The sequence below is a fragment of the Flavobacterium sp. JAS genome, assembly GCF_020991455.1.
Classification (GTDB): domain Bacteria; phylum Bacteroidota; class Bacteroidia; order Flavobacteriales; family Flavobacteriaceae; genus Flavobacterium.
The window spans coordinates 337,573-351,240 of record NZ_JAJMOX010000005.1 but is presented as its reverse complement, the minus strand read 5'-3'; the positions used below and the strand labels follow the sequence as shown (position 1 = coordinate 351,240).

The window sequence follows — 13,668 nt, the reverse complement described above, 5'->3', positions numbered from 1 at the left end:
ATCAATGAAACATAGTATTTCTGTACTATTTGTTATTTTAAGTTCATTAAGTATAAATGCGCAGGAAATAATTTCGCCTAACGGAAAAATAAAAGTTGTTTTGAATTTGTCTGAAAAGAATACGGAACATAATCTTTTTTTTAAGGCATTGTATAAAACTGAAAACAAGTTTGTAGAAGTATTACCGGATTCTAAATTAGGTATTAATCGTGCCGATGAACAATTTGCAGATAACCTGCGTTTGATTTCAACGTCAAAACCAGTTTCAATACACGATAAATATGAAATGGTTTGCGGTAAACGCCAGCAGTGCGAGAATTCAGGTACCGAAAAAACATTCAGTTTTCAAAATTCCAATCATCAGTCATTAGATATTATTTTCAGGGTTTATAATGATGGTATTGCCTTTCGCTATGTTTTCCCAAATCAATCAGACTCAAAAGTTAATATCATAAATGAAGCTACAACGTATGTTTTGCCTGAGAACACATCCCGTTGGATGCAGCCTTTCAATCTTGCTTATGAAGGTTTTTATCCCTTAAGCAAAACGGGTTTGAATATTGATAAATACCAGGAATGGGGTTTTCCAGCTTTATATAAAGTGAATAATCAGCCCGTTTGGGCATTAATTTCGGAGGCAGATATAACAGAAAATAATTGCGGAGCAAAGCTGAGTAATTTAAAAAATACGAACCAATATCAGGTTACTTACCCTAATGGCCGTGATAATTTTAAGCAGGATGGAGTTAAGACTACATTACCTTGGAATTCTCAGTGGCATACCCTTATCATTGGTAAATTATCAGATATAGTCGAATCAACTTTGATTACAGATGTTAGCCAACCAAGCCAATTAAAAGATACTAATTGGATTAAACCAGGTGTAGTTTCATGGATTTATTGGGCAAACAATCATGGATCTAAGGATTATCAAAAGGTAGCGGAGTACGTTGATTTGGCTGTTGAAATGAATTGGCCTTATGTATTGATCGACTGGGAATGGGATGTAATGACTAATGGAGGTGATATAAATGCTGCAGTGAATTATGCAAAAAGCAAAGGAATAAAACCATTGATGTGGTATAATTCCGGCTCAATCTGGCTCGATCCAACACCGAATGACCGTTTACTTACAGCAGAAAAACGTGCAAAAGAATTTTCGTGGCTCAACAAAATTGGCGTCTATGGAATCAAAGTCGATTTTTTTGCCGGTGACCAGCAAGATATGATGAGGTATTACATTGATATTTTGAAAGATGCTGCAAAATATCATTTAATGGTGAATTTTCATGGAGCGACAATTCCTCGTGGGTGGGCGCGAACTTATCCTAATCTCATGACAACAGAAGCTGTGTATGGTGCAGAATGGTACAATAATGATCAGGTATTGACTAATAAAGCAGCAGCACATAATACTACGCTTCCTTTTACACGAAATGTAATTGGATCGATGGATTACACGCCTGTTACTTTTTCAAATTCGCAGCATCCACATATAACAACTTATGCTCATGAGCTGGCTTTATCTGTTGTATTTGAATCAGGATTACAGCATTTTGCAGACAGCCCATCTGCATATAAATCTTTACCAGCAGAACCAAAAAACTTTTTGAAAGAGGTTCCAACTGCATGGGATGATACAAAATTAATCGACGGCGATCCAGGCGAAAAAGTAGTGATTGCCCGTAAAAAAGGAAATCAATGGTATATAGGCGGACTCAACGGAAAAGGAGAACCTCAGACTTTAATCATAAAATTTGATTTTCTGGACAAAGGAAACTATGATTTACATTTGATTAAAGATGGAAAGGACGACAAATCTTTTTCTTCAGAAACAATAAAAATTAAAAAAGGAAGTACAGTAAAAGTGGAGTGTCTTTCTGGAGGAGGATTTGTTGGGGTGATAAAATAATTCAATAATACGTTTTTTTGATTTCCAAAACTTCGCATGTAATAGACGTTAATATTAATAGAAAGGACCAAAAGAAATGCATGAAAGAACAGAGAAAATAGTATTGAAAATGGAGAAACTGGCTATTGTGATTATTCTTTTTTTTGGGAATTATTTACAGGCTCAGTCTGCTATGGTAAATGTTGAGTCCCGAAATTTATTAAGTTTAAATGGTGATTGGCAGGTTATTCTTGACCCGACAAACATAGGTGATTGGAAACAAGTCTGGTTAGAGAAAAAACCGCAAAAGAAGACTGACTTTATCGAATATTCCTTTGATGGCGGACCAGTTTTAAAAGTTCCAGGTGATTTTAACTCGCAGTTATGTGAACTAACTTATTTTGAAGGAGTTGTTTGGTACAAGAAACTATTCGATTACAAGCTCAATAAAGAAAAAAGACTATTTCTTCATTTTGGGGCAGTAAATTATTTAGCCACTGTATATCTTAATGGAGAAAAAATAGGCATTCACGAGGGAGGATTTACACCGTTTGAGTTTGAAATAACAAGTAAGGTAAAAAAAGGAGAAAATTCTCTAATCGTAAAAGTAGATAACAAGCGCCTGGAGAGCGGTTTGCCTGGTAGGGGCTATGATTGGTTCAATTATGGCGGTATAACTCGTGATGTTAATTTGATTGAAACGAATAAAACATTTATCGAAGATTATTCTATTCAATTAAAAAAAGGAAGTCTAAAAAAAGTTTCGGGATGGATACAGCTAAATGGAACAGCTAAAAAACAAAAGGTTACGATAAAGATTCCGGAGATTAACAAATCTTATAAAATGGAATCAAATGATATGGGATATGTCAATGTTGAATTTGATTCAAATTTTAAGCTTTGGTCTCCTGAAAATCCTAAGCTTTATAACGTAATAATTGAAAGTGAAACTGATACGGTAACAGATACTATTGGGTTTAGATGTATTGAAGTACGAGGGAATAAAGTGTTGCTTAACAAAAAAGAAATCTTTTTTAAAGGAGTAAATATCCACGAAGAAAATCCATATAAAGGGACTCGGGCCCATTCAAAACAGGATGCCCTAGTATTATTGAATGCAGCAAAAGAATTAGGCTGTAACCTTGTTCGTCTTGCCCATTATCCACACAATGAGAACATAATTAAGGAAGCTGAAAAAAGGGGCTTAATGGTGTGGAGTGAACTTCCCATTTATCAACATATTCAATTTTCGGACAGTCTTGTTCAGATAAAGATGGAGACTATGCTGAAAGAAATGATTCGAAGAGACAAAAATCATTGTGGCGTTATAATATGGAGTCTTTCAAATGAGACATATCCGGGAACACCAAATCGAAATAATGCTCTTAGTGTGTTAACTCAAAAATGTAAGGCATTAGATTCAACCCGTTTGATTACCCATGTAGTCAATACACAATCATACAAGGATAACTCCTTTAAGGTGTGGGATACACTTTATGAATATTCTGACCTGATTTGTATTAACGAGTATATTGGATGGTATGATCCGTGGCAAGGTAAACCATCGGAGGTAAAATGGGACTTTGCTTATCCTGACAAACCGGTATTTATTTCAGAGTTTGGAGGAGAAGCAGTCTATGGAAATAATACTGAACCAAGTGATCAGGCTGCTTATTGGACAGAAGGATATCAGAAACAAATTTACAAGGATCAAATAGAATTATTTAAAACTATACCAAACTTATGCGGAATTTCTCCATGGTTGTTATTTGATTATAAATCATTGGGGAGGATGAACCAAGTTTATCAAAAGGGGTATAACAGAAAAGGATTGTTATCTGAAAAAGGAGAAAAAAAGAAAGCCTGGTATATTATTGAGCAATATTATAAAAGAAAATGAAAGATATAAGTATAAAACAAGCCTTATTGACCTTCGTCTGTTTGATAATGGTCAGCTTTAATTTTTTTGGTCAAAGCACACCAATCAATCTTTGGAACGGAAAAATTCCTGAGAAATTCCTAATAGATATCTTCAAATAAAGAGGAGAAAGAATAGAGAAAAAATAAATAAAATGATAACAAAAGATTCTTCAGGAACAGATATTGAATTCTGGGAAAAAAATTAGAGATGAATAAAAAAACAGGAAGTTAATAATTAATTGATTTATGGATAAGATTTTAGTGGATTGCGTAGTTTTTTGTTACGAGGAAGATGACCTTAAAGTTCTTCTGGTAAAACAAGATAAAGGAATCGACCTTGCAAAATGGGGAGTCTTATCGGGTATAGTTAAGAATGCGAATGATACTGATGATACTGTACATGGTTTATTGAAGGAGTTCAATATTCATTCTACCATTATTTTTAAAGAAATTAATTGTTCAATTTTCTATAATATGTCTGAGGCACGTTTACGATATTACGCTTTAATAGATAGTGAACATTACAGAATCAATTTTGGATCTGATCTTCCAATTCAAAGATGGTTTAAGTTGAATGATGTACCGGATTTGGTACATAATCATAATGCGGCATTAGATTTTTGTTTGGATGATTTAAACCGTTCTATAGAGAAAGAATTGTGAGTTTTTGTATCTGGTCCTGGTTTAAATTGATCACCATTGTTGGATTTTAGAATTTAGCAAGAAAGCCCTTGAAGTTAACTAATCTCTTAATCACATTTGATAAGTTTTAATTAAATAAAAAAGGGTGGTTGGATTTATATAAAAAGTAAAACTTTAGAATAAGATAGATGGCAACAGAATTTTGGATAGAGAAAGGTTGGGGGAGAATTAATTGATAATGCGACAGTCGAAGATGTTAAGTTTGCTATTGAAGAAATAATTAGAATAGAGGATGAATATAGTACTTTCTGGGTTGGCCATACAGAGAAGGAATACGTTCTAAAGATTCATAAAAATTTAGATTTGTTTTTCATTTACGGAAAAAATCAAGATAAGCAAATGCAAATTAAACTCAGTAATAGGGATGAATTTATGGGCTTTTTTAAGAGGTATTATGCTAAGGATTTCGTAGGATTAAAAAAAGAAATAAAATTGATATTATTATCAAATAGTCGGCTGGATATGGAAACAAAATTCGAAGAGTGAGTAAAAAGGTACTATCCGGTTATTGTCATGTCCCTAAAATAGCAACTATTAATTTTTTGTGGAAAAAAAGGTATTTACTCCAGTTACCCTAAATCCTAAAAAGAGAAATTATCGGGAGTAAAAGATATTTTTTAAAATAATTTACGTCCTATCTTATTTACTTTAATGATTAAAATTTAAATGATGCTACTTATGTTTTTAATCAGCTCAATGAATTATACTCTTTTATATCATAATTGATTATAATTTTCTAACGAATTGATTTATAAATGTATTTGATGGTATAGGTTTTTCATTTAATACAATTGGTGCACTCTTGTGATACAAAAGGAAACGTTATGTGGTATTGTTTTCCTATTACTTTGTTTACTTAAGAAAACATTTACTAACCATTGACCCATTTTTAAACCATGAGAAAAAAACTACTCGTCGCTTTTGGATATTTATCTTTTGAAGCTCTCAGAAAAATCAAGTAAGTTCTATTCTCCATTATTATTTTATTCATGAAAAAAAAAATTAAGTTCCTTTTTGCCTTTCTGGTTTTGCTTGTTCAGGCCGTTGGTTTTGCGCAAGCCCAAAATCCAATCATTTTTGCCGATGTGCCAGATATATCTATGATCAGAGTTGGTAAAAATTATTATATGAGCAGTACCACGATGCACATGAACCCAGGTGTGCCTATTATGAAATCTACAGATCTTGTCAATTGGAAGATCATCAACTATGCTTATGATACTTTGGCTGATCTGCCGGCGCTAAATTTGACAGACGGTCAAAATGCATATAGCAAGGGCTCCTGGGCGAGTAGCTTGCGCTATCATAAGGGGATATATTATGTAACCACTTTTGCATACACCACAGGTGAAACCTATGTTTTTAAAACAAAAGACATAGAAAAAGGAAATTGGGAACGAATTTCTTTTAAACCATCATATCATGATAATTCCTTGTTTTTTGATGATGATGGCAAGGTATATTTAATTCATAACGCAGAAAAACTAAAAATTGTTGAATTAAATGAGGATCTGACAGGAGTTAAACAAGGCGTTCCGGAGAGGGTTCTTATCGAGAACGGCAGCGCACCAACAGGAAAAGAAGTGGGGCTTGGAGCTGAAGGATCTCAATTATTTAAAGTAAAAGGGAAATATTATCTGTTTAATATTTGTGCACCACGCGGTGAAATGCGAACTGTAATTATACATAGGGCAGATAATATCAACGGCCCTTGGGAAGGAAAAGTTGGCTTACAGGATAGAGGAATCGCTCAAGGAGGATTGATAGACACTCCCGATGGACGTTGGTTCTCCTATCTTTTCCGCGATTTCGCTGCCGTTGGCCGCGTTCCTTATCTCGTTCCTGTAAAGTGGGAAAACGGTTGGCCTGTATTAGGAGAAAACGGAAAAGTCCCGCAACAGCTTGACCTGCCAGCCAGTAAAGGTTTGATTCCGAATTTGGTTGCTTCTGATGAATTCAATCGAAAAAAAGGAGAAGCAGCACTTCCTTTAGTATGGCAATGGAATCATAATCCGGATAATGCGCTGTGGTCTGTAACTGAAAGAAAAGGATTTTTGCGCCTCAAAACAGGAAGAATCGACACTGATTTTCTTCAGATCAGAAACACACTTACACAACGCACTATTGGTCCAACTAGCTCAGTTTCTGTTGCTCTGGAGGTTTCCAAAATGAAAGACGGCGATTTTGCCGGATTCTCAGCTTTCCAAAAAGAGTATGGATCAGTAGGGGTTAAAATTGACGCGGGTCAAAAGTCGATAGTAATGATTACTACTGATAATGATAAGCCCGTCGAAGTAGAGCGAATTGCGTTGGATCAGGACCAAATTTACTTCAGAATCGATTGCGATTTTACCGGCATGAATGATGAAGCTAATAATCTTTACACTCTTAATGGGAAAGATCAAGCTAGTTTCTTTTACAGCCTTGATGGAAAAGTTTGGAAACCAATAGGCAGACCTTTGAAGATGAAATACAGCATTCCGCATTTTATGGGCTATCGTTTTGCTTTATTCAACTACGCCACAAAAGAAATAGGCGGTTATGCTGATTTTAATTGGTTCAGAATTAAATATTAAGGTAAGTTATGATAATAGATAAAAATTTACAAGTGAATTTCGGATTAGAATCACCTTAATAAAAGAAATGCAAAAGGAAAGGGAACGATTGTCAACTGATGCTTTTCAGTTGATAATAAGCGTTCTTTTTCAAAATCCTGTTCAAAGCAAATGCCCCAGCATTTGAACTGGATTTTTGAAAAACATTCCAATAAGTTGGGATGAAACCGTTTTTATTTATGCTTATCCTGGCAAATACGGTGTATGGCCAGCAGCGTTTATTTATCCTATCTTCTTGCTGGTGATAACACTTACAAGGGCGGGGAAGATTTTACTATAAAAAACAAAGAACAAAAAATAATTTTAACCTACTAAAATTAAAGCTTATGCTAAAAGAATTAAAACTTATGAATATTCATAAATATCAAGTTATTAAAATGTTGGTATTTGTATGGGTTTGCTTCATTTCCCCTTATGAATCTTATGCCCAATATACATGGAAGAATGCCCCCATAGGCGGCGGCGGGTTTGTGACGGGAATCATTACTCACCAAACATCCGGCGATAAGTATTGCCGAACGGATGTGGGTGGAGCCTACCGCTGGGATGCAGCCAACAATAAATGGATTCAACTACTCGACTGGCTCAACGAGTCCGAAAGTGGATTTATTGGCGTGGATGCTTTGGCACTTGATCCGCAGAATGCTAATAATGTTTACATGCTTTGTGGTACTGAGTATATGAGCAAGGGAAGAACGGCTATATTGAAATCTACAGACAAAGGAAATACTTTCACCTATACAGATGTTACGGCTAAGTTTAAAACACATGGAAATGGGAATGGACGCGGGAACGGAGAACGCCTTGCCGTAGATCCTCATAACAGCAACATATTATTCTGCGGAACCAGAGCCAATGGATTATGGAAGAGTACAGATGGTGGCGTTACATGGAATCAAGCATGGAACGATGTAACCACCACTTCCAGTGGAAACGGTATATGTTTTGTTCAATTTGATCCTTCAAGCAGCTTAGTAAGTGGGGCGACTCAAACTATTTATATTGGCGTTTCCCGCACCGGGGGAGGAAACATTTATAAAAGTACAGACGGAGGTGCCACCTTTACAGACATTTCCGCAACCACTGGTTTTATGCCGCATCGGGTTGCTTTGCAGGGAACTACCATGTATGCCACCTATGCGGATGGTGCAGGTCCGGCCACCAATGGCGATGGGAAGTTATATAAGCTCAACACGGCTACAGGAGTGTGGACAAACGTTACCCCTGTTAGTTGGAAGGACCATTCATACGGCGGAGTAAGTATAGACCCAACTAATGTAAACCGGGTAATAGTTTCTTCTTGTGGTAGTTATAGTAACAACCAGTACGGTGGTGGCTGGGGAGACTTTATTTTCCTCTCTACCGATGGAGGATCGACCTGGACCCTTAAGAATGGCACTAATGCCACTTATAACAATAACGGCATGGCATGGACAGGCGATGGAGCGGTTAACTGGATGGACTGTATTGTGTTTGACCCTGTTAATCCTTCAATAGTACAGGTAATAGGCGGTGGTGGTGTATATACCTGTTCCGATATTACAGCTACGAATCCTTCATGGAAGTGTGATGTGATCGGAATTGAAGAGACTGCATTTCTCGATGGGATAAGTATACCCGGAGGACCGTTTATTTCCTCTTTCGGAGACGTATGTGGATTTGTACATGATCCGCTGACTTCTTTTCCATCAGCAAAACTTTCTCCTACAGATGGAAATAATCAGAGTATTGCTTACGCTGCCGGCAACACAAACAAAGTAGTAAGAGCTTCGAGTGGCGGAAACGTTATTTACTATTCTACCAACAAGGGGGCTACATGGACGGCTTCTGCTACTAATATGGGTGCAAACGGTAGGGTGACCATCAGCGCCGATGGAGGTACAATTCTGCACCGCCCTGGAGGTTCCACAACTACCTACTACACGACCAACAATGGAGCAAGTTGGTCAAGTTGTTCGGGGGTGTCGTCTTCAGACGCCGTTCCTGTGGCCGACCAGGTAAATTCAAATTACTTCTATATTTATAATCCAATTAACGGACAGATGTTTTCAAGTTCCAATAAGGGAGTCAGCTTTTCGGTAGCAGGTACTCCTGGTACCAATACATTTGGGTCTTGGGAATTAACAACCCTGATCCGCTCGATACCTGGCTTTGAAGGACATATTTGGGTGCCTCTTGGTGGCAATGGTTTAAAATATTCTACCGACCATGGAGCGACTTATACTACTCTTTCCAATGTAGCTTACTGCACAACGGTTGGGATAGGAAAAGCAATAACAGGAGCCAGCTATCCTACCATTTTTATCTGGGGAACCGTGTCAGGCGTTACGGGTCTTTTCAGATCAAGTGATAAGGGTGCTTCATGGCTCAGAATGAATGATGATGCCCATGAGTTTGGAGGAACACCAATGCTGATTGGAGATATGAATATTGGTGGAAGAGTATACATGAGCGCTAGTGGAGGAAGAGGTTTAATTTACTGGGATGCTTCTGTTACCTTGTCTATAGATGATATTTCGAAGGAGTCAAACTTTTTGATAAATTTTTTTCCAAATCCATTTGTTGATGGTTTTAAGGTTGGAGATGCAAAATCGAATGAACCAATTCGTGTTAGTATTTTCGATATTACAGGAAAAAAAGTAGAAACAGCAGAATCCACTCCTGAATCAGGGCAATTGTTAATGGGGTCTTCATTGCAACCCGGATTATACATAGTAAAAGTTAAAGGAGTAAACTCAAATTTCTCAAAATCATTTAAGATTATTAAAAAATAGATAATTGTTTTTATTCGTAATTTATTTTGGAATAGATAAAGCTTTAAGTAGAGTCATAACATGAATATTATAAAAAGTTTATGTTATGACTTTAAAATGCTGGCATTTTTATTATGCTTTTTCTTTTCTATTGGGCAATCAAACAGAATCAATTATTATTTGGGTGATTGTAAATAGGATGAAACACTAAATAGAAATCATTAGTAAAATATTGAGAGATTTTATTAAAGCCAGAAGAGTAGGGATGATTGGAAATTCAAAAAAGAATTAGATATAAAAAAGTAACTTTATATGAGGTTTTATTTTAAAAAGAGATATAATACACAAAAAGAAAAATTATGAATAGGATTTTAACCACAATTTTTTTAAGTTTTCTTATTGTATTTATTAGTTGTGATAAAAGTAATGATGAAGGAACAGATAATGGTGGTAGCGAGGGAGAAACTAGTACAGAAGTAACTACATTAACAAAAATTACTCACCTTGGTTTGTTAACCACTCTTTATGAATTAAATATTGTTAAGGATAATCAAAACAGTGAACCTTGGAAATCTGAATTAGCAGCCCTTAAAGCATCTGCATCAGGTAGTATAAACTATAAAATGAAAGGACCTTTCCCAAATATTTCTCGTACTGGTTCAGGAGAGACCAGTAACTTTACTGGTTGGTCTGAACATGGTAAAGATGCTACAGCCTGTTATTTACAGGCATTATTGGGATATATTACAGGAGATACTAAATATACTCAAAATGCAATAAACATCATTAATTCTTGGTCAACTACTCTGGTTTCTGTTGGGGGAGCAGATGTAGAACTTCTTGTAGGGATTCAGGCTCCACTTTGGGCACAGGCTGGTGAAATCCTTGCCTATACCAATTCAGGATGGCAAGCAGCAGATATCACACGAGCTAAGAATATGATGACTAATATTTTCCAGCCTGCTATTGATGGTTTTGATCCGGCCGATGGAGCTAATTTTAGCACATCATGTATGTATGCTTCAATGGCAATGGCTGTATTTACTGATGATTTGACAAGATTCAATGCAGCATGGAAAGCCTTTAATTCAAAAAGTGGATGCCCAAATGATTATTCTCTTTATAAGAATATAGCAGAAAATGGACAAAATGTAGAATCGGGACGTGATCAGGTACATAGTTGGTCATCTTATCAAGTTTTAGCAGGGATTGCTGAAATTGCATATCATCAAGGATTAGATCCATATACTTTGGGATCAAATCGTTTGTTGACTGGTGTGGAATACTGGAGTAAGTATAATTTAGGACAAGAAGTACCTTTTGACGTATCTGTTTACAGATGTAGAGCGGGATGGGGACCATGGGCTAAAATTTCGGATACAAATAGAGGTCAGCCTACAGCACAAGGTTTAGTATGTAATATGATTTATCATGCTTATTATCGATTGAATCGTTTGCCAACAACGACTTCTTATACTAAACTTATGGCGAATGTAATGACCGGAATTGTTGTTGATCCAACATCAAGAAATGGTTGGGGAAATCCTTTTATAGGTGATGGATTATTACATCAAATTGCTCCGGGAGAAAAGGCAGGATCAGCAGTTAAGTAAAGTCATTGTTTTGTATAATTATGTCAGGCGATGCTTTTCCTGAAAAACACGATGACCGGCTTAAGGCTTGCTTTGACCTGTTTTATTTCCGCAACATGGTGCCTGCATCTTAGAGATAAGCAAAAGTGCCCTGAATTATAAGTTACTTTTTGTATCAGGAGTAACCGTGATGCACGAAAAAACCGCTGCTAAGATTCGGGAATTTGTAAAAAATGGCAGAACGGTTGTTATTTTATAAACCATTAAAAATAATATAATAACCTGAGTATAATGTCTAATATACCGTTTGCAAGTGTGTAATGGACTTTCTCATCTTCTGAGAGGACCAACCATTGAATTCAGGTTAATAACAATTTTTTTGATTCACCTTTTTGAGTTTACAAGCAGGTCTTTGTATTTTGGAGGAAGAAAAGTAGTTTTAAAAAAATTAAATATAATCTAATTAACTAACATAGACAGAGTTATCAATAGATATCCGTTTAGTAAAAAGCAAAATAATATTATTATGAACTTAAAAATTTCAATGAAAGTTAGTCTATCCATAGCAGTTTTTATGCTATCCTCATGTTTCCTGAAGGCTCAGGAAAATTTTCCGTTGCCTGTGGGAGAAGGTAAGGAACAGGTTGCCACTGGAAAGTTTAAGCCAACTTGGGAATCTCTTAGCCAATACAAAGTTCCCGATTGGTTTCGCAATGCAAAATTTGGTATCTGGGCACATTGGGGGCCACAGTGTCAGCCTGAACAGGGCGACTGGTACGCACGTGGCATGTATGAAGAAGGTTCTGATTACTACAAGTGGCATGTGCAACATTATGGTCACCCTTCTAAAGTAGGCTTTAAAGATGTAATACACGATTGGAAAGCTCAAAATTGGAATCCTGAAGAATTGGTAAAGTTATACAAACGTGCTGGTGCCCAATATTTCGTTGCGATGGCCAATCACCACGACAACCTGGATTTATGGGACAGCAAGTACCAAGAATGGAATTCTGTTCGTGTTGGTCCTAAAAAGGATATTATAAATGGTTGGTCGAAAGCTGCTAAAAAACAGGGGCTTCCTTTTGGATTGAGTGTACATGCTGCCCATGCATGGATGTGGTACGAAACAGCACAAGGAGCCGATAAATCTGGAGAATTTATGGGTATTCCGTACGATGGAAAACTTACAAAAGCAGCTGGAAAAGGTACTTGGTGGGAAGGATTGGACCCTCAGGGATTGTATGCACAAAATCATGAATTAAGCAACGGAAAGGGATGGAATTGGGAATGGCAAGATAAAAGCTCATGGCCTTCTCAGGCGTACTGTGAAAATTTTTATGACCGCACTATGGATCTTATTAATTTGTACAACCCCGACCTGTTATATTTTGATGACACAGCACTCCCATTATATCCGGTTAGCGATGCTGGTTTAAAAATAGCTGCTCATTATTACAATCATAACATGATGACCCATAATAATAAACTAGAAGCTGTCTTATTCGGCAAAATACTTTCAGATAAACAAAAGGAATGTATGGTGTGGGATGTAGAACGTGGAGCACCTGACAAACCACAAGAAAAAGCATGGCAAACTTGTACTTGTATAGGTGATTGGCATTATAATAGAAAGGTGTATGATGAAAACCGTTATAAATCGGCTGCGAGTGTCATTCGTGCTTTAGTAGATATTGTCAGTAAAAATGGAAATTTATTACTTAATATTCCTGTGCGTGGAGATGGTACAATTGATGACAAAGAAATTGTTGTTCTTGAAGGTATTGCAGCCTGGATGAACATAAACAAAGAAAGCATCTTCGAGACCCGCCCATGGAAACTGTACGGTGAAGGACCAGCCGTTGATCTATCGAACCCTATTAATAGCCAGGGATTTAATGAAGGAAAAATACAATACTCAGCAAAAGATATTCGATACAATCAGAAAGGAAATGTATTGTATGCTACGGTGATGGGAAAACCAACAGAAAATATTTTATTGAAGTCGCTGGCAAAAAAAGAAGGAACAGGAAAAATCAAAAAAATTGAACTTCTTGGCAGTAAAGAAAAAATTTCTTGGAAACAAGAAGCAGATTCATTAGTAATTATACAACCAAAATCTATTCCGAATGATATTGCGATTGTCTTTAAAATAGCTATGAAGTAATTGTTTCTAATTTATAATGATAGTCTCAATA

Annotated in this window: 7 protein-coding genes; all 7 read left to right on the top strand. The window is 36.3% G+C overall.

Translation table 11 applies throughout. The annotated features are described in order from the left end of the window. Window positions 1-4 precede the first annotated feature (4 nt). The 7 genes from LPB88_RS09435 (at window position 5) to LPB88_RS09405 (ending at window position 13,637) form a co-directional block, all read left to right on the top strand. Complete coding sequence (locus LPB88_RS09435) at window positions 5-1,912, top strand: glycoside hydrolase family 97 protein (protein ID WP_230714887.1); 1,908 nt, start codon at window positions 5-7, stop codon at window positions 1,910-1,912. A gap of 76 nt (window positions 1,913-1,988) precedes the next feature. After that, window positions 1,989-3,791 carry a glycoside hydrolase family 2 protein gene (locus LPB88_RS09430; protein ID WP_230714885.1) on the top strand — a complete coding sequence of 601 codons (1,803 nt, stop codon included), beginning with the start codon at window positions 1,989-1,991 and terminating at the stop codon, window positions 3,789-3,791. 266 nt (window positions 3,792-4,057) lie between these two features. Beyond that, entirely contained in the window at window positions 4,058-4,474 is a 417-nt protein-coding gene (locus tag LPB88_RS09425; protein WP_230714883.1) for a hypothetical protein, read from the top strand. A 1,028-nt stretch (window positions 4,475-5,502) separates the two neighbouring features. Continuing rightward, window positions 5,503-7,089: a glycoside hydrolase 43 family protein gene (locus tag LPB88_RS09420; protein ID WP_230714881.1), complete on the top strand. Its 1,587-nt coding sequence runs from the start codon at window positions 5,503-5,505 to the stop codon at window positions 7,087-7,089. A gap of 719 nt (window positions 7,090-7,808) precedes the next feature. Continuing rightward, window positions 7,809-9,902, top strand: a complete 2,094-nt coding sequence (locus LPB88_RS09415; RefSeq protein ID WP_230714879.1) for a T9SS type A sorting domain-containing protein — start codon at window positions 7,809-7,811, stop codon at window positions 9,900-9,902. A gap of 338 nt (window positions 9,903-10,240) precedes the next feature. Beyond that, the gene (locus LPB88_RS09410) at window positions 10,241-11,494 is read left to right on the top strand and encodes an alginate lyase family protein (protein WP_230714872.1); all 1,254 of its coding nucleotides are present in this window, start codon (window positions 10,241-10,243) and stop codon (window positions 11,492-11,494) included. A gap of 523 nt (window positions 11,495-12,017) precedes the next feature. Next, window positions 12,018-13,637: an alpha-L-fucosidase gene (locus LPB88_RS09405; RefSeq protein WP_230714870.1), complete on the top strand. Its 1,620-nt coding sequence runs from the start codon at window positions 12,018-12,020 to the stop codon at window positions 13,635-13,637. The last annotated feature ends 31 nt before the right edge of the window (window positions 13,638-13,668 follow it).

Excerpts from the sequence above, each read along its gene's own strand:
- LPB88_RS09420 (WP_230714881.1), top strand. The coding sequence starts at position 5,503 with ATGAAAAAAAAAATTAAGTTCCTTTTTGCCTTTCTGGTTTTGCTTGTT.
- LPB88_RS09430 (WP_230714885.1), top strand. The coding sequence starts at position 1,989 with ATGCATGAAAGAACAGAGAAAATAGTATTGAAAATGGAGAAACTGGCT.
- LPB88_RS09415 (WP_230714879.1), top strand. The coding sequence starts at position 7,809 with ATGAGCAAGGGAAGAACGGCTATATTGAAATCTACAGACAAAGGAAAT.
- LPB88_RS09425 (WP_230714883.1), top strand. The coding sequence starts at position 4,058 with ATGGATAAGATTTTAGTGGATTGCGTAGTTTTTTGTTACGAGGAAGAT.
- LPB88_RS09405 (WP_230714870.1), top strand. The coding sequence starts at position 12,018 with ATGAAAGTTAGTCTATCCATAGCAGTTTTTATGCTATCCTCATGTTTC.
- LPB88_RS09410 (WP_230714872.1), top strand. The coding sequence starts at position 10,241 with ATGAATAGGATTTTAACCACAATTTTTTTAAGTTTTCTTATTGTATTT.
- LPB88_RS09435 (WP_230714887.1), top strand. The coding sequence starts at position 5 with ATGAAACATAGTATTTCTGTACTATTTGTTATTTTAAGTTCATTAAGT.